The organism is Inquilinus limosus, assembly GCF_002195995.1.
Classification (GTDB): Bacteria; Pseudomonadota; Alphaproteobacteria; order DSM-16000; family Inquilinaceae; genus Inquilinus; species Inquilinus limosus_C.
This window is the reverse complement of the sequence record NZ_NHON01000017.1, coordinates 74,771-90,133: the sequence shown is the minus strand read 5'-3', so window position 1 is coordinate 90,133 and position 15,363 is coordinate 74,771. Positions and strand designations below refer to the sequence as shown.

At 71.7% G+C, this 15,363-nt stretch carries 17 protein-coding genes and 1 riboswitch; of the genes, 8 read left to right on the top strand and 9 right to left on the bottom strand.

Going from position 1 to position 15,363, the window contains the following annotated elements; genetic code table 11:
- The 4 genes from BWR60_RS36985 to BWR60_RS12075 form a co-directional block, all read left to right on the top strand.
- A partial coding sequence (locus BWR60_RS36985; RefSeq protein WP_088151273.1) for a hypothetical protein occupies positions 1-203 on the top strand: 203 nt, incomplete at its 5' end.
- 187 nt (positions 204-390) lie between these two features.
- Positions 391-1,161: a hydroxyacylglutathione hydrolase gene (gloB, locus tag BWR60_RS12085; RefSeq protein ID WP_088151272.1), complete on the top strand. Its 771-nt coding sequence runs from the start codon at positions 391-393 to the stop codon at positions 1,159-1,161.
- A gap of 25 nt (positions 1,162-1,186) precedes the next feature.
- Entirely contained in the window at positions 1,187-1,789 is a 603-nt protein-coding gene (locus BWR60_RS12080) for a glutathione S-transferase family protein (RefSeq protein ID WP_088151271.1), read from the top strand.
- Positions 1,786-2,223, top strand: a complete 438-nt coding sequence (locus tag BWR60_RS12075) for a cupin domain-containing protein (protein ID WP_088151270.1) — start codon at positions 1,786-1,788, stop codon at positions 2,221-2,223. The genes BWR60_RS12080 and BWR60_RS12075 overlap by 4 nt, the downstream gene beginning before the upstream one ends.
- Positions 2,224-2,227: 4 nt before the next feature.
- Here the strand turns inward: BWR60_RS12075 and yddG are convergent, their stop codons facing one another.
- From yddG to ftsY, 8 genes are all read right to left on the bottom strand, one after another.
- On the bottom strand, positions 2,228-3,121 hold the full coding sequence (yddG, locus tag BWR60_RS12070; RefSeq protein ID WP_088151269.1) for an aromatic amino acid exporter YddG: 894 nt from the start codon (positions 3,119-3,121) through the stop codon (positions 2,228-2,230).
- A 127-nt stretch (positions 3,122-3,248) separates the two neighbouring features.
- On the bottom strand, positions 3,249-4,310 hold the full coding sequence (locus tag BWR60_RS12065; RefSeq protein ID WP_218823461.1) for an ElyC/SanA/YdcF family protein: 1,062 nt from the start codon (positions 4,308-4,310) through the stop codon (positions 3,249-3,251).
- 66 nt (positions 4,311-4,376) lie between these two features.
- Positions 4,377-5,093 carry a DUF3142 domain-containing protein gene (locus BWR60_RS12060; RefSeq protein ID WP_088151268.1) on the bottom strand — a complete coding sequence of 239 codons (717 nt, stop codon included), beginning with the start codon at positions 5,091-5,093 and terminating at the stop codon, positions 4,377-4,379.
- Positions 5,094-5,095: 2 nt separating this feature from the next.
- On the bottom strand, positions 5,096-7,330 hold the full coding sequence (locus BWR60_RS12055; RefSeq protein WP_218823459.1) for a hypothetical protein: 2,235 nt from the start codon (positions 7,328-7,330) through the stop codon (positions 5,096-5,098).
- A 130-nt stretch (positions 7,331-7,460) separates the two neighbouring features.
- Positions 7,461-8,186 (bottom strand): SDR family oxidoreductase, encoded by a 726-nt coding sequence (locus tag BWR60_RS12050; protein WP_088151267.1) that lies wholly within the window; start codon positions 8,184-8,186, stop codon positions 7,461-7,463.
- The gene (locus BWR60_RS12045; RefSeq protein ID WP_088151266.1) at positions 8,183-9,997 is read right to left on the bottom strand and encodes an NUDIX hydrolase; all 1,815 of its coding nucleotides are present in this window, start codon (positions 9,995-9,997) and stop codon (positions 8,183-8,185) included. The genes BWR60_RS12050 and BWR60_RS12045 overlap by 4 nt, the downstream gene beginning before the upstream one ends.
- Before the next feature lie 28 nt (positions 9,998-10,025).
- Entirely contained in the window at positions 10,026-11,495 is a 1,470-nt protein-coding gene (locus tag BWR60_RS12040) for an AMP nucleosidase (protein WP_088151265.1), read from the bottom strand.
- The gene (ftsY, locus tag BWR60_RS12035) at positions 11,492-12,451 is read right to left on the bottom strand and encodes a signal recognition particle-docking protein FtsY (RefSeq protein WP_218823457.1); all 960 of its coding nucleotides are present in this window, start codon (positions 12,449-12,451) and stop codon (positions 11,492-11,494) included. Before ftsY ends, BWR60_RS12040 begins: the two co-directional genes overlap by 4 nt.
- Positions 12,452-12,621: 170 nt before the next feature.
- Between ftsY and BWR60_RS12030 the strand changes: the two genes are divergently transcribed.
- Together BWR60_RS12030 and BWR60_RS12025 are read left to right on the top strand one after the other, a co-directional pair.
- Positions 12,622-12,867, top strand: a complete 246-nt coding sequence (locus BWR60_RS12030; RefSeq protein ID WP_088151263.1) for a type II toxin-antitoxin system Phd/YefM family antitoxin — start codon at positions 12,622-12,624, stop codon at positions 12,865-12,867.
- Positions 12,864-13,268 (top strand): type II toxin-antitoxin system VapC family toxin, encoded by a 405-nt coding sequence (locus tag BWR60_RS12025; RefSeq protein ID WP_088151262.1) that lies wholly within the window; start codon positions 12,864-12,866, stop codon positions 13,266-13,268. The genes BWR60_RS12030 and BWR60_RS12025 overlap by 4 nt, the downstream gene beginning before the upstream one ends.
- A gap of 29 nt (positions 13,269-13,297) precedes the next feature.
- Here the strand turns inward: BWR60_RS12025 and BWR60_RS12020 are convergent, their stop codons facing one another.
- Positions 13,298-13,723: a GNAT family N-acetyltransferase gene (locus BWR60_RS12020; RefSeq protein ID WP_088151261.1), complete on the bottom strand. Its 426-nt coding sequence runs from the start codon at positions 13,721-13,723 to the stop codon at positions 13,298-13,300.
- A 133-nt stretch (positions 13,724-13,856) separates the two neighbouring features.
- Positions 13,857-13,955: riboswitch (TPP riboswitch) on the top strand.
- Here BWR60_RS12020 and thiO point away from each other — a divergent pair.
- Complete coding sequence (gene thiO / locus BWR60_RS12015; RefSeq protein WP_088151260.1) at positions 13,946-15,148, top strand: glycine oxidase ThiO; 1,203 nt, start codon at positions 13,946-13,948, stop codon at positions 15,146-15,148. It overlaps the preceding riboswitch by 10 nt.
- Positions 15,145-15,363 carry a sulfur carrier protein ThiS gene (thiS, locus tag BWR60_RS38100; protein ID WP_088151259.1) on the top strand — a complete coding sequence of 73 codons (219 nt, stop codon included), beginning with the start codon at positions 15,145-15,147 and terminating at the stop codon, positions 15,361-15,363. The genes thiO and thiS overlap by 4 nt, the downstream gene beginning before the upstream one ends.

Here is a 15,363-nt window from a genome sequence, read left to right as displayed (position 1 = left end):
TGATGCGGCTGCCGCTGCTCCATGCCGATGCCGACCAGGCCGCGGAGCTCAAGGCCGGGATCGAGGCCCGGCTGCGGGAGCCCGACATCCCGGCCCTGCTCGACGCCGAGCCGCCGATGCGCGTCGCCGAACGCCTCTGCCTCTCCCTCGGCCTCGAACCCTTCCCCTGCCTCGACTGGGCCGACAAGCCCGACACCGGGTGACCGGCCGGGTCGTCGTCATCCTGCAAGCGGGACCTTTCGCGACGTCCGTCCCTCATCGTCATTGCTTCGCTGCGTTCGCAATGACGGAGTGGGGAGGCCGGGACGCTGCAACCGGATCGCGGGGTCGCGGAGCGGGCCGGGAGCGGCTATGCTGCCCCGACCCGATCCCGCTGATCCAGGAGGACGCATGGCCTCGCTTCGCGTCACGCTGATCCCCGTCCTGAAGGACAATTACGCCTATCTGCTGGAGGACGAACAGACCGGCATGGTCGGGGTGGTCGACCCCGGCGAGGCCGACCCGGTGGCGGCGAAGCTGGAGGCCAAGGGCGGCCGGCTGGACTGGATCCTCAACACCCACCATCACGGCGACCATGTCGGCGGCAACCACGAGCTGGCGAAGCGCTACGGCGCCTCGATCGTCGGGCCGGCGGCGGAATCGGCGCGCATCCCCGACCTGGACCGCGGCGTGGCCGAGGGCGACCACGTCATGGTCGGCGCCGCTCGGGGATCGGTGCTCGACGTTCCCGGCCACACCGCCGGCCACATCGCCTTCTGGTTCGAGGATGCCGGCGTGCTGTTCTGCGGCGATACGCTGTTCGCGCTGGGCTGCGGCCGCCTGCTGGAGGGCACGCCCGAGCAGATGTGGTCCAGCCTGCAGAAGCTGCGGGCGCTGCCGGACACCACCCGGATCTATTGCGGCCATGAATACACCCAGTCGAACGCCCGCTTCGCGCTGACGGTCGACGGCGCCAACCCGGTGCTGCAGGCCTATGCCGAGGATGTCGACGACGCGCGCGAGAGCGGCGCCCCGACCATCCCGGCCCAGCTCGGCCGCGAGAAGCTGGCCAACCCCTTCCTGCGCGCCGACAAGCCGGAGCTGCAGGCCGCCATCGGCATGGCCGGCGCCGATCCCGTCGCCGTCTTCGCCGAGATCCGCGGCCGCAAGGACCGGTTCTGACCGCTATCCCCAACCTGGAACGATCATGAAGCTCCTCTACAGCCCGTTCTCGCCCTTCGCCCGCAAGGTCCGCATCGTCGCCGCCGAGCTCGGCCTGCAGGACCGGATCGAGGTGACGCCGACCAGCACCGAGGACCCGGCCAGCGGCCTGTCGGCACGCAACCCGCTGAACAAGATCCCGGTGCTGGAGACCGAGTTCGGCCCGCTCTACGACAGCCCGGTGATCTGCGAGTATCTCGACACGCTGCATGAGGGCGGGAAGCTGCTGCCGGCCGCCGGCCCGGAGCGCTGGCGCGCCCTGCGCTGGCAGGCCCTGGCCGACGGGCTGATGGATGCGGCGCTCTTGATCCGCTACGAGCTGACGCTGCGCCAGGAAGGCGGGCGCAGCGAGGCCTGGATCGAGCGGCAGAAGAGCAAGATCCGCAAGTCGCTCGACCAGATGGAGGCCGATGCGGCGGAGCTCGACGGGCCGCTGACCATCGGCACCATCGCCGCCGCCGCCGCGCTCGGCTATCTCGACCTGCGCTTCGTCGATTGGGGCTGGCGCGAGACCCATCCGCGGCTGGCGGCCTGGCACGCGGTGTTCGCCGAGCGCCCGTCCTACGTCACCACGATCGCCCAGGCATGAGCGGCGCCCTGACGCCGGAGGCGATCATCGCGAAGCTCGGCATGCAGCCCCATCCGGAGGGCGGGCATTATGTCGAGCTGTGGCGCGACCCGCCGCCCGAAGGCGGCCGCGGCCGGGCCTCGCTGATCCATTTCCTGCTGCGGGCCGGCGAGGTGTCGCACTGGCACGCTGTCGACGCGCCGGAGATCTGGATCTGGCAGGCTGGCGCGCCGCTGGAGCTGTCGATCGCGGAGACCGGGCAGGCGGGGGAGGCGCTGCGCCTCGGCCCCGACATCCTGGCCGGCGACCGGTTCCAGGGCGTGGTGCCGGAAGGGCATTGGCAGGCGGCGCGCAGCCTGGGCGACTGGACCCTGGTCAGCTGCGTCGTCGCCCCGGCCTTCCGCTTCGAGGGCTTCACCCTGGCCCCGCCCGGCTGGCGGCCGGAGCTGGGTTAGGGGCTCAGGCCCGCGCGGCGCGCCGGGCCCACAGGTCGCGCCCGGCCAGGATCGCCCCGCCGACGATCAGGGCGCAGGCGGCGCCGACCGACGGGGTCAGGGCGCCCTGGCCGAAGGCGATCAGCAGCAGGGTGGACAGCAGCGGCGCGGCATAGGCGAAGGCGCCCAGGGCACGGATGTCGCCGCGCTTCACGCCATGGTCCCAGACGAAGAAGGCCAGACCGACCGGCCCCAGGCCCAGCCCGGCGACGGCCGCCCAGCCGGCGGCGTCGGGCACCACCGTGTCCTCCAGCGCCAGGTGGCACAGCAGGGACAGAAGGGCGGTGCCGCCGCAGAACCAGCCGACCGTCTCGGTCGGCACCGCGCCGATCCGCCGGCTCAGCACCGAATAGCCGGCCCAGATCATCGCCGACAGCATGGCGGCGCCGTAGCCCAGGGCGAAGCCGGGGTCGAAGGCCACGCCGCGGCCCGAAATCAGCACCACGACGCCGAGCAGCCCCAGCGCCGCCCCGGCGACATGCCACCAGCGCAGCCGCTCGCCCGGCAGCAGGGCGGAGAACACGACGATCAGCAGCGGCCAGGCGTAGTTGATCAGGTTGGTCTCGACCGGCGGCGCCAGGCGCAGCGCCATGAAGAAGACGAGGTGATAGCCGAACAGCCCGCCGATGCCGAGCAGCCAGACGGCGGGCCGCTGCCGGGCGGCGGCCAGGGGCGAGCGGCCCTGCAGCGCCATCCAGGCGAGCCCGATCAGGAAGGCGACGGCGAAGGCCATGCCGGTCAGCTGGAACGGCGGGATGGCGCTGGCCCAGGTGGCCAGCAGGGCCAGCGTCGCCCACATCAGCACGGCGGTGCCGCCGATCAGCGTGGCGCGCCGGACGGCGGCGAGGTCGGGGGACATGGGGATCGGACGCTTCCTGCTTTCTGGTCGTCATCGCGAGGAGCGAAGCGACGTGGCGATCCAGCGGCTCGATTTCTGGATTGCCACGCCCCTTCGGGGCTCGCAATGACGATGGGAGGGGAGGCCCTTACTGCTGCAGGCCCGGATACGCCCACAGCCCCGACGTCCGCATCAGGTCGCGATAGACCACCAGCCGCTCATCCGGGCCGACCTTCGCCGCCTCCTCCAGCGACGAGGCGTCCAGCGCGATCGCCGGCAGCACGGCCGGGCTCAGCCCGTACTGGGCCAGCGCCTCCTCGACCACCACCCGCGCCCGGCGCATGTGGCTGGCGCTGGTCACCAGGATCACCGCGTCGCCGCCATGGCGCTTGATCAGCGACGCCGCGTTCAGCCCGTTGCCGACCGTGTCCTTGGCCTTGTCCTCGCCGATGATGCGGTCGCGGTCGACGCCCTTCTCCACCAGCCAGCGGGTCATCAGGTCGGCCTCGGTCACGCCCGCCTGCGGCTGGCCGCCGGTGACGATCAGCCGGGCGGTCGGATTGGCCTGGGCCGCCTTCAGCGCCACGTCCAGCCGGTCCAGCAGCGGCGGCTGCATGGTGCCGTCCTTGGCCAGGGCATAGCCCAGCACCAGGATCACCGGCTTGCCCGGCAGCGCCGGGATGGCGGCGGTCGGCGGGTCGGCCAGGATCGCCTCGGTGCGGGCGAAGCGGGCGCGGGTGCGCTCGGCCAGGGGACGGTCGAGGCCGGCCAGGGCGATGTCGGCCAGCGCCGCGGCATCGGCGTCGCCGCGCACCCGGGCCAGCGCCGCCAGCCAGGCATAGGCGTCGGTGGCGCGCGGGTCGTGCTTGGTGATCTCCTGGTAGGTCGCCTCGGCCTCCGGGATCTTCTTCTGGATGATCTGGGTGGAGGCGACGGCGTAGCGGAAATCCAGCCGCTCCGGCGCCAGGGACGAGGCCTCGGCGAAGGCCTGCTCGACCACGTCGTAGCGGCCGTGCAGGGTGATGCCCTTGAACACCTCCGCTTCGGCCTTCTTCACGTCGCCGCCGGACCAGTAGTACTGCATGCCGGTCTCGACCAGCGTCCGGATCCGGCTCTCGGTCGCGTCGTCATAGGCCAGCGCCGGCGTGGCCAGGGCGCCCAGCAGGGCGAGGCCGCAGGCGATGCGGCGGATCGTGCGTGTCTGTGTCATGAAGCCCCTCCTGGCCGGTTCATACGCCAGATTCGCGGCCGGGAGAATCGCCGATGGCGCGGCGGCTCAGGGCTTCAGCAGGAACACCACATAGCCGCGGAACCAGGGGCTGGCGGCCAGCGCGTCCGACGCCTGCCACTCGCCGTCCTGCACCAGCCCGATCCGGAAGGGCAGGGTCAGCCGGGCGATGCGCGGCAGGTAGGACCGGTAGGTCGGAATGGTGTGCCGTCCCTGATAGGTCTGCACCACCACCTCGTCGACCACGTCCCGCAGCTGGTTGATCGCCTCGGGGTCGGCATTGCTGCCCCAATCCATCAGCCCGGTGATGCTCAGCCGGTATTCGGGCGGCAGCTGGGCCCGCAGGTCGCGCAGGAAGGCGGCATACTCCTGCAGGTGCCGGGTGCGGGCGTCGAAGTCGATCTGGATGCCGACCACCGGGTTGCCGGCCTGCTTCCAGCGCCGGGCCTGGGCCAGGATGGTGGGCAGGATCCGCGGCGGCCAGCGCAGTGTGTGGGCGCGATAGGCCAGCCAGATTTCGCCCTGGCGCAGCCGTGGCACGGCGATGCCCTGGGCGATCATCCGCGCCGGCCCGCTTCCGCCACGCGGCGGCGGATCGATCTGGCCCTGCAGGATGTACAGCGTCTGCGCCTGGGCCAGCACCGCCGGCGGCGGCACCCCGGCCCACAGCCAGAAGGCGTCGTGCTCGGACGCATCGACCGTGGCGCCGGCCGGCGCCGCCAGCAGCAGCGCCGCGGCCAGGGCGCCGAGGGCCAGGCGGCGCATCGTCACCAGTAGTATTTCAGGCTCTTCGCCCAGGCGGTGTTGCCATAGCGCGTCTTCAGCGTCTGGAACCATTGCTTGCGCTGGTTCTGCGGGATCTCCTGCGGGCCGCAGCCATTGTTCTGGCTCGGCGCGAAGCAGTTGATGGCGCGGTACAGCGCATAGGCGCGGTCGTTGCGGCCGGCCTTGCCGTCGGCGATCACATGCATGTAGCCGTCCAGCCGCGAATAGACCTTGCCCGGGAACTGGGTGGCGGTGCCGCCCAGCTGCCTGTCGTCCGGCTGGGTGTCCAGCGCGTAGGAGTCCAGACCGTTGCGCAGGATGAACTCGCCCAGGCAGTTCAGCCCTTCCGGGCTCTCCGGGTTCTTCTGCAGCGTCGCCGCGATCTCCCGGATCGACGGGCAGGTGTAGTCGGATTCGGCCGAGGCGCCGTCCCAGTGGAACAGGGTCAGCGACTGGTCCCAGGGCACCGACGGCTTCTCCGGCAGCGGGTCGGGCAGCAGCGCCAAATCGGTGCCGAAGCCGCGGTAATGGCCGCGCATCAGGTCCTTGTACAGGAGCGTGAACAGGGCGGTGTCGCGCTCCTCCTCGGTCGCGTCGGTGGCCTTGGCCTGCTGCCGCAGCAGCGCCTGGCCGGCCAGGTTGCGCAGCAGGATGCGGCGGATCTCCGGCGTCCTGATCGGCGATCCGGCCTCGAACACCGTGGCCAGCCGGCCGCTGCGCTCATAGTTCATGGCCAGCGCCAGCTCCAGCTGGGCGCGCTGCAGCGGCTTCGCCAGCGGGATCAGCTGCAGCCACAGGCTCTGCGCCCCGGCCCAGTCGCCCTTGGCCTCCAGCGCGAAGCCGCGCAGGGTCTGGCGGCTGAAGGCGATGGTGGTCATGGCGCCGGTCGGCACCGGGTCCGGCAGGCTCTTCAGCGTCTCGTCCGGCGACTGGGCGACGTAGAACTGGTAGGCGGCGACCAGGTAGCCCTGCAGCTCCGGCTGGTCGGCGAAGCGCGGCTTCTGCTGCTCCAGCGTGTCCAGGCTCAGGGCCGGGCCGCCATCGGCGTCGACGCCCTTGCCGCGCATCACTATCAGGTCCATCACCGCCAGCAGCGTCGGGTCGGTGACATCGGCGCTGCGTTTGGACACCAGCAGCTTGTTGTCGGTCTCCTGCACCACGGTGTCGAGTGCGGCGGCGTCGGCCGGGGCCTGGCCCAGCAGCGTGGCGTAGGCGGCAGCCAGGCGGGTCGGGTCATCGCCCAGCCAGTAGACCCGGCGCAGCAGGCCGCGGGCCGAGGCGGTGTAGAGGCCGCTCGGATAGGCCTGGAGATAGTCCTGGAACGCCTTCTCGGAGTCGGCGAGGACGGCCTTGTCGACATCCTCCAGCTTGGGATAGCCCATCTCGTCGAAGGCGTTCTGCTGCGCCTGGTTCAAGAGGGTGCGCGCCTCCATGTAGCGCGCCGTCTCCTTCAGCCAGGGCTGGTCGCTGCCGTCCAGCGCCTTGAACGCCGTCGTCGCCTGCGGGAAGTCGCCGGCATAGAACGCGACCGCGCCCTGCAGGTAGCCGGCGAACTGCTTGCCCGGCGCCGACTGCACATCGGCCGGCACCAGCTTCGCCTTCTGCGCGTCGTCCCAGCTGCAGCCGCCCAGCATGGCCAGGCGGGCGCGGGCCAGCGACAGCCGCTCGGGCCCCGGCAGGTCGGCGCTGCCGGCCAGCTGCTGCAGGAAGCCTCGGGCGGCGGCATCGTCATTGCTGGCGCAGCGGCTGCCCTCGCCGGTGGCGAACAGGTTGCCGCCGCTCTCGGCGGCGGCGGAGGTCACGGCCTCCGGCGGTACGCCGATCTTCTGCGCCAGCTCGGCCAGCGCCGCGCGGTCGGGATCGGCGGCGGGCTGGGTCTCGACCACCGCGGTCTCGCCGCTGCCGGCGCCGCCGGCGGGCGCATCCGCCGGCGTCTCTTCCGGCGGGCCCAGCCGCTCCAGCCCGAAGGGCACCAGCGCGTAGCCCATCTCGCGCTCGTACTCGGTCGGCGCCCCGTCCGGGATCGGCGCCCGGCCCTGGTCGGCCAGCAGCAGGCGCAGATTGACCCGGCTGTCATTGGCGGGGCTGAGGAAGGGCAGGTTGTTGCAGCCGTCGAGATCACCCTGCTTCAGCGACCAGGTCACCCCGCAGCCGAAATCGCCGCTGGCCTGGGCCGCCTGGATGCCGACGCCGCCGAGCAGCAGCACCATGGGAAGCAAACCGCGCCGGATCATCATATCTCCCTCGCCACGCCGCGACCGCAGATCCCCCTCGGTCGTCCAGTATCAGATCCGGCCGCGGCCGGACAGATGTCCTGCCGATCCTGGTGCGGGCGCGCGGCAAAATCCGGGCCGGCGCAAGGCAGGATCAGATGCCGCCCGCCACCTTCAGCACGGTGGCGGTGGTGTAGCGTGCCGCGTCGGACAGCAGCCAGGCCACGGCCTCGGCGACCTCCTCCGGCTCGCCCGGCCGGCCGGCGGGGATCCGTGCCGTCACCCGCTCCAGCCGCCCCGGCGCGTGGATCCCGGTGCGGATCATCCCCGGCGCCACCGCGTTGACGCGGATGCCCTCGGCCGCCAGCTCGCGACCCAGGCCGATGGTGAAGCTCTCGATCGCGCCCTTGGTCGCGGCGTAGTGGACATATTCGCCCGGGCTGCCGGTCTGCGCCGCGATCGAGGACAGGCTGACGATCGCGCCCTTGGTGCCGGCGGCGCGGAAGCGTCGCACCGCCTCCCGCGCGCACAGGATCGGGCCGATCAGGTTGACGTCCACGACCTGTCGCAGCGTCTCGGCCTCGAGATCGGCCAGCACGCCGTTGCGGCCGGTGATGCCGGCATTGTTCACCAGGGCCTGCACCGGCCCGAAGGCGGCTTCGGCCCGGTCGAACAGGTCCTGGATCTCGCCCTCGTGCGACGCATCGGCGGGCACCGCGACTGCCCGGCCGCCCGTGGCCGCAATCTCGGCCACCACGGCTTCGGCCGCGGCGGCATCGGAGCGGTAGTTGACGGCGACGGCCCAGCCGTCACGGGCGGCCCGGCGGCAGATGGCGGCGCCGATGCCGCGGCCGCCGCCGGTGACGATCAGCAGGCTCACAGCGACAGCAGCCTTTCCGCGAAATCGGCGATCGGCGCGCCGTCGACCATCAGCCCGGCCGGGACCGAGAAATGGCCCTGCGGCCGGATATGCAGCTGCGCCTCCGGCACGCCCCAGCGCCGGGCGATCGCCTGGCCGCCGGCGAGGGGGGTGACGTCGTCTTTGCTGCCCAGCACCATGAAGACGTTGCCGGTGTCCATCTGCGGCCGTTCCACCGGGTCGGTCAGCGGCCGCCAGCGGCTCAACGCCGCCTCGGTCCAGCCCGCCGCCAGCAGGGCGCGGTCCAGCCCGAAGGCGCGGGAGATGGCGCCGCCCAGGGCGATCTCCTCGATCCCCTCCGAGGTGGTGAACAGCAGCAGCGCGTCCGGCCGGCACGCGGCCGGCCAGGCGCCGCAATGGGCCGCGGCCAGCTGCGCCGTCAGGGCGCCGAAGCTGATGCCGCTCCACCCCACCGCGCCGCGGCTGGTCTGCCGGGCCCAGCGGGTCAGGATGCCGACCTCGCGCACCGCCGCCGACAGGTGGTCCAGCGCCCCGAGCGGGGTCGACGCCACCATCGGCTCGCCGGCATAGCTGCCGGGGCGCTTGCGCCGTCCGTGCCAGGGCGCCTCGACCAGCACCACGCGCAGGCCGCGGCGGACCAGGGATTCGATCTCGCTCAGCGGGCCGCGCAGATGGTCCGGCTCCATGCAGATGCCGTGCAGATGGATCACCGTCGGCGGGTCGACGGCGTCGGCCGGGGTGAACACGCGGGCCCAGCACGGGCTCTCCACCGCCGGGTCGGGCGTCGGGAAGGTCAGCCAGTGGTCGGTGCCCAGCTCGCTCGGCAGGCGCCGCGTCTCCTCCACCACCGGCAGCGTCTCCGGCAGGCGGTAGGCATTCTCCGGATCGGCCAGACGGGCGCCGTGCCTGGCCTCAACCTCGTCCTCGGTCGGGATCACCCAGCGGCAGGCCGGGATCTTGCGGTTGTTGCCGAACAGGGCGAAGCGCAGCCGGCTGGTGGTCAGGGCCGAGGCCGCGTCCAGCCGCGCCTCCTCCGCCGCCACCACATCGGCCAGCGGCGCGGTGGTGGAGAATAGGAGGCGCTGCCATTCCGCCTCGGCCTGGCGGTGCTGCTCGGCCAGGCGGGCGACGTCGCGCAGGGTGCGGCCCAGCCACAGCGGCCGCTTGCCCAGGGTGTCGGGCGCGATCGGCAGTTCGGCGCAGAAGCGGTGCAGGTCGCCGTCGGCGATGATCGCCGCGGCCAGGCTGCGCGAGGCCGGCAGGAACCAGCCGCGCAGCAGCGCAAGCGACATGCCGTCGAACCAGGGCCGCGCCACCAGCCGGCCCAGCGGCGTGCGCATCAGCCGCATCAGGTCCGGCCGCGGCTTCAGCCGCACCGGGCCGGGCGTGCGCCGGCGCTGCGACCGCTGCCGCGCCGACAGGTGCAGCACCCGCCGCAGCTCCGGCCATTCGATGAGATCGTCGGCTTCCTCCAGCGTCGCCCAGCGCGCTGCGGCGGCATCGTCGCCGGCCACCGGCTCGCCGGACCGCCACTCGGCCTCGACATCGATGATGGTGTAGTGCCACTCGACCCCGCCCCCGGCGTGGCGGTGGATCGAATCGACCGCGGTGACGATGCCCAGAGCCTCGGCCTCGACCCCGGCCTCCTCGCGGGTCTCGCGCAGCGCCGCCTCGAACAGGGTCTCGCCCAGCTCCTGGCTGCCGCCGGGGATGCTCCACTGCCCGGCCTGGGGCGCCTTGCCGCGCTGGATCAGCAGCAGCCGGTCGTCGCGCCAGACCACGGCGCCGACCCCGATGCGGGGCCGGTCCATCCGGGGAGGGGTGTGCTCCGGCATCGCCCTACTGGAAGGCCACTTCGGCGAAGCTGCGCAGCTTGCGGCTGTGCAGCTGCTCCAGCCCCAGCTCGCGCAGCCGCTCCATGGCGCGGATGCCGATCTGCAGGTGCTGGCCGACCTGCTGCTTGTAGAAGGCGTCGGCCATGCCCGGCAGCTTCAGCTCGCCATGCAGCGGCTTGTCGGAGACGCAGAGCAGCGTGCCGTAGGGCACCCGGAAGCGGAAGCCGTTGGCGGCGATGGTCGCGCTCTCCATGTCCAGCGCGATGGCGCGGCTCTGGCTGAAGCGCTGCACCGGCTCGCGATAGTCGCGCAGCTCCCAGTTGCGGTTGTCGATGGTGGCCACCGTGCCGGTGCGCATCACGCTCTTCAGCCCATAGCCGCTGAGGCCGGTGATCTCGCCGACCGCGCGCTCCAGCGCCACCTGGATCTCGGCCAGCGCCGGCACCGGCACCCAGACCGGCAGGTCTGCGTCCAGCACATGGTCCTCGCGGACATAGCCATGGGCCAGGACGTAGTCTCCCAGCTTCTGGGTGTTCCTGAGGCCGGCGCAATGGCCCAGCATGATCCAGGCATGCGGCCGCAGCACCGCGATGTGGTCGGTGATGGTCTTGGCGTTGGACGGGCCGACGCCGATGTTGACCATGGTGATGCCGGAATGATCCGGCCGGGTCAGGTGATAGGCCGGCATCTGCGGCAGCCGCGCCGCCGGGGCGCCGCGGGCCCGCCCGCCGGGCAGGGTGATGCGGTCGCCCGGCTCGACGAAGGCGTCGTAGCCGCCACCGTCGCCCTGCATCAGCTCGTAGGCGATGCGGATGAACTCGTCGATGTAGAACTGGTAGTTCGTGAACAGGACGAAGTTCTGGAAATGCTCGCAGCCGGTGGCGGTGTAGTGCTTCAGCCGGAACAGCGAATAATCCGCTCGCGGCGCCGTGAACAGGGCCAGCGGGTGCGGCTCGTCCGGCGGGATCAGGGCGGTGCCGTTGACGATGCTGTCATCCATCATCGCCAGGTCCGGCAGGTCGAACACCGCGCGCATGTGCAGCATGCGCTCGCGGGTCAGGTCGCCCTCGACATGCATGCCGTCGGGGAAGGCGAAATGGATCGGGATCGGCGTGTCGCTGACCCCGATCTCGACCGGCACATGGTGGTTGTGGATGATCTGGCCGACCTGCTCGGTCAGGTAGCGGTGGAACAGCGACGGCCGGGTGATGGTGGTGGAGAAGCTGCCCGGCCGGTCGACGAAGCCGTAGGACAGGCGGGTGTCGGCCCGGCTGAAATCCTCGACCCGGACCGACAGGTAGGGGTAGCAGGCGCGCACCCGCTTCGCCGGCTCCTCGCCGCGGGAATAGGCGCGGAAGGCGTCGCGCAGCAGGCCGGTGTTGGCGTCGTAGATCGCGTGCAGCCGGGCCACCGCCTCGGCCGCGTCCCGGAACTGCTCGGTGGCGAAGGTCTGGGGACCTGAGGTCTTGCTCATGCCTCGACTCCCATCAGCGACCGGCCGAACTGGTCGGGGTCGAAGGGCCGCAGGTCGTCGATGCTCTCGCCGACGCCGATCGCGTGCACCGGCAGGCCGAAGCGCTCGGCCAGCGCCACCAGCACGCCGCCGCGGGCGCTGCCGTCCAGCTTGGTCAGGATCAGGCCGGTGACCGAGACCATGTCGCGGAACACCTCGACCTGGCTGTGCGCGTTCTGGCCGGTGGTGGCGTCCAGCACCAGCAGCACGTCGTGCGGCGCCGTCGGGTCGATCTTCTTCAGCACGCGGATGATCTTGGCCAGCTCGGCCATCAGATTGTCCTTGTTCTGCAGCCGGCCGGCGGTGTCGATCAGCAGCACGTCGCGGCCCTCGGCCTTCGCCCGGGTCAGCGCGTCGAAGGACAGGCCGGCGGCGTCGGCGCCGGGATTGGCGGTGACCACCGGGCAGCCGGAGCGCTCGCCCCACACCTGCAGCTGGTGCACCGCGGCGGCGCGGAAGGTGTCGCCGGCCGCGATCATCACCGACCGGCCCTCCTCGCGCCACTGCTTGGCCAGCTTGCCGATGGTGGTGGTCTTGCCGGTGCCGTTCACCCCGACCACCAGCACAACCTGCGGCTTGTGCGCGGGAGACAGGGTCAGCGGCTTCGCGACCGGCCGAAGGATCTGCGCCACATGCTCGGCCAAAGCGCGCCGGACCTCGTCGCCCGACACCTCCTTGCCGAAGCGGGTGCGGGCCAGCTCGGCGGTCAGCTTGGCGGCGGTTGCGGGGCCGAGATCGGCCTGGATCAGCAACTCCTCCAGCTCCTCCAGCGTCGCATCATCCAGCTTGCGCTTGGTGAAGATGCTGCCGATGCCTTCGGTCAGCTTGGCGGAGGAGCGCGAAAGCCCCTCCTTCAGTCGGGTGAACCACCCTTTTTTCGGCGCCCCTGCGCCGCTGTCATTGGTCTGTTCTGTCATGCGCGCTGTCTTAACACGCCGTGTGTGACCTCCGTAAGTCAGCCCCGCGCGGGGCAGGGCCGCCGGATGTGGAGGGCGTCGTCGACGCGCCGGGATAGGGGGCTCCTCTTTCTCGGAGCAGGTGATTCGTGATAAACTAAGCTCAGTGGACTAAACCAGAGAGGGCCAGCATGCAGACCTACAACATCCATGCTGCCAAGACCCACCTCTCCCGTCTGGTCGAACAGGCCGCCAAGGGCGAGTCCTTCGTCATCGCCAAGGGCGGGAAGCCGATGGTGAAGGTGGTCGCGATCGATGCCCCGGCCCCGCGCCCGATGAAGCGCCTCGGTTTTCTTGCCGGGCAGATCACTGTTCCCGCCGATTTCGACCGCATGTTCGAAGACGAGATCGCGGCTATGTTCAACGGCGAGGAATGAAGTATCTGCTGGATACGCATCTCCTGCTCTGGGCTGCGGAGTTCTCCACGACCATCGAACGGACCGGCAGATTGTCCGCCGCTGCGGTGGCACTGATCAAAGACCCGGCGAACGAGTTAATCTTCAGCGCCGTCAGCATCTGGGAGGTCGCGATCAAGGCCGGCCGAGGCCGGCCTGATTTCGCGGTCAATCCACATCTGCTGCGCCGCGGTCTCCTGGACAACGGCTATGTGGAATTGGCGGTCACCGGGGCGCATGCCGCGGCCGTCATGGGGCTGCCAGATCATCACAAGGATCCGTTCGATCGCCTTCTCGTGGCCCAGGCGACGATCGAGGGCGTCACATTGGTGACCGCCGATGCCAGGCTGGCCGGCTATCCGGGGCCAGTGCTGCGCGTCTGACAAAACGAGCGCGTTCGGGCGGTCCGCCGTCAGTCGAGTGCTTTCGAGAACCGCACACCCGTGGGCTCGTAGCCGAGCCGCTCATACAGCCGATGGGCGTCCTGCCGATGGGTGCTTGGATTGACCGTCGCACGCCGGGCGCCGGCATCGCGCAGCCACTGCTCGCCGCGCTCGACCAGCCGGGCGGCGATGCCGCGGCCGCGGAACTCGGACGAGACCACCAGGGCGACGATCGCGCCCAGCAGGTCGCTGCGGTAGAGGGAGGGCGACACCGTGACGCCGACCATCCCGGCGACGGCGCCATCCGCCTCCGCCACGAAGGTGGCGAAGTCCGTCCGGCCGCGCAGCGCCTCCAGCCGCGCCGCCATCTCCTCCGCCGCGGTCGGATAGCCCAACTCGGCCATCAGGGGCGCCAGCGCCGGCGCGTCCGCCGCCGTGGCAGGTCTTATGTCCATGGTGCTCCCGATCTCCGTCCGCGCTGCCGCAGGGGCCGATCCTAGACCGGGGGCCGCCGTTTCCACTGTCCGGAAAACCACGGGCCGACCCGCAGAAAAGGGTTGCAAGCCATCCGCCTCCGGGACTGAAATGGCGGCTCGGCTGGGGTGCCCGTCGTCACGGCGGGCTGAGATCATACCCATCGAACCTGACCTGGATCATGCCAGCGGAGGGAGCCTGAGATGACCGGCATTCCGATTCCGTCCTTGTTGCGCGCCGAGCCCGTCGGCCCGGTGCCTTTGCGCGGCGCGAGACCCCGCGTCGCCATCATCGGCGCCGGGGTCAACGGCCTGGCCATCGGCTGGCGCCTGGCCCGCGCCGGCTGCCCCGTCGACGTCTATGACCGCGGCCCGGTCGGGCGCGAGGCTAGCTGGGCCGCCGCCGGCATGCTCGCCGCCGGGCTGGAGGCCGAGCCGGGGGAGGAGGCGCTGTTCGGCCTGTGCCGCCATGCCCAGGAGATATGGCCCGGCTTCGCCCGCGAGGTCGAGGCCGCGTCCGGCCTGCCGATCGGCTATCGCGACGAGGGCACGCTGGCCGTGGCCCTGACCCGCGACGATGCGGCCGATCTGCGGTTCTCCGCCGATTATCAGAGCAAGCTGGGGGTCGAGCTGCGCTGGCTGACCGGGGCCGAGCTGCTGAAGCGCGAGCCGATGCTGCGGCCGAGCCTGGCCGCCGCCGTGCACAGCCCGGCCGACCACCAGGTCGACAATCGCTGGCTGGTGCCGGCCCTGGCCGAGGCGCTGCGCCGGGCCGGCGGCGGGCTGCACGACCATGCGGCGGTCGAGTCCGTGATCCTGGATCGCGGCCGGGCCGGCGGCGTGGTGGTGGCTGGCGAGGCGCGGCCGGCCGATGTCGTGGTGCTGGCCGCCGGCGCCTGGTCGGGCGGCATCCCGGGAATCCCGCGCGAGGCGCTGCCGCCGGTGCGGCCGGTGAAGGGCCAGATGCTGGCGCTGCGGATGGACCCGGCGGCGCCGCTGCTGCGCCATGTGCTGTGGGCCGGCAAGGCCTATCTGGTGCCGCGGCTGGACGGCCGGCTGATCATCGGCGCCACGGTCGAGGAGCGCGGCTTCGACACCACCGTCACCGCCGGCGGCGTGCTGTCGCTGCTCGACGCCGCCTGGCGCGCCCTGCCGGGGATCGAGGAGCTGCCGGTGATCGAGAGCTGGGCCGGGCTGCGCCCCGGCAGCCGCGACGACGCGCCGGTGCTCGGCCCCTCGGCGATCGACGGGCTGGTGCTGGCCACCGGCCATCACCGCAACGGCATCCTGCTGCTGCCGGCGACGGTCGAGGCCGTCGTGGGCACCATCCTCGACGGCAGGCTGCCGCAGGCGGCGGAGCCGTTCCGCATCGACCGCTTCGCCCGGATCCAGGAGGCCGCCCAATGAGCGTGCCAGGGACCGTGAACGTGAATGGAGAGGCCGAAGAAGCGGCGGCCGGCATCAGCGTGCTCGACCTGCTGCTGGCCAAGGGCATCGACCCGGCGGCGTGCGGCACCGCCGTGGCGCTGAACGACGCCGTGCTGCCGCGCACTCGCTGGCCGGAGCACCGCCTCGCGGCCGGCGACCGGATCGAGATCGTCCGTCCCTTCCAGGGCGGTTGA

Bases quoted from the DNA above. Each gene is read 5' to 3' on its own strand.
- gloB (WP_088151272.1), top strand. From the start codon at position 391: ATGGCCTCGCTTCGCGTCACGCTGATCCCCGTCCTGAAGGACAATTAC.
- BWR60_RS12080 (WP_088151271.1), top strand. From the start codon at position 1,187: ATGAAGCTCCTCTACAGCCCGTTCTCGCCCTTCGCCCGCAAGGTCCGC.
- BWR60_RS12075 (WP_088151270.1), top strand. From the start codon at position 1,786: ATGAGCGGCGCCCTGACGCCGGAGGCGATCATCGCGAAGCTCGGCATG.
- yddG (WP_088151269.1), bottom strand. From the start codon at position 3,121: ATGTCCCCCGACCTCGCCGCCGTCCGGCGCGCCACGCTGATCGGCGGC.
- BWR60_RS12065 (WP_218823461.1), bottom strand. From the start codon at position 4,310: ATGACACAGACACGCACGATCCGCCGCATCGCCTGCGGCCTCGCCCTG.
- BWR60_RS12060 (WP_088151268.1), bottom strand. From the start codon at position 5,093: ATGCGCCGCCTGGCCCTCGGCGCCCTGGCCGCGGCGCTGCTGCTGGCG.
- BWR60_RS12055 (WP_218823459.1), bottom strand. From the start codon at position 7,330: ATGATGATCCGGCGCGGTTTGCTTCCCATGGTGCTGCTGCTCGGCGGC.
- BWR60_RS12045 (WP_088151266.1), bottom strand. From the start codon at position 9,997: ATGGACCGGCCCCGCATCGGGGTCGGCGCCGTGGTCTGGCGCGACGAC.
- BWR60_RS12040 (WP_088151265.1), bottom strand. From the start codon at position 11,495: ATGAGCAAGACCTCAGGTCCCCAGACCTTCGCCACCGAGCAGTTCCGG.
- ftsY (WP_218823457.1), bottom strand. From the start codon at position 12,451: ATGACAGAACAGACCAATGACAGCGGCGCAGGGGCGCCGAAAAAAGGG.
- BWR60_RS12030 (WP_088151263.1), top strand. From the start codon at position 12,622: ATGCAGACCTACAACATCCATGCTGCCAAGACCCACCTCTCCCGTCTG.
- BWR60_RS12025 (WP_088151262.1), top strand. From the start codon at position 12,864: ATGAAGTATCTGCTGGATACGCATCTCCTGCTCTGGGCTGCGGAGTTC.
- BWR60_RS12020 (WP_088151261.1), bottom strand. From the start codon at position 13,723: ATGGACATAAGACCTGCCACGGCGGCGGACGCGCCGGCGCTGGCGCCC.
- thiO (WP_088151260.1), top strand. From the start codon at position 13,946: ATGACCGGCATTCCGATTCCGTCCTTGTTGCGCGCCGAGCCCGTCGGC.
- thiS (WP_088151259.1), top strand. From the start codon at position 15,145: ATGAGCGTGCCAGGGACCGTGAACGTGAATGGAGAGGCCGAAGAAGCG.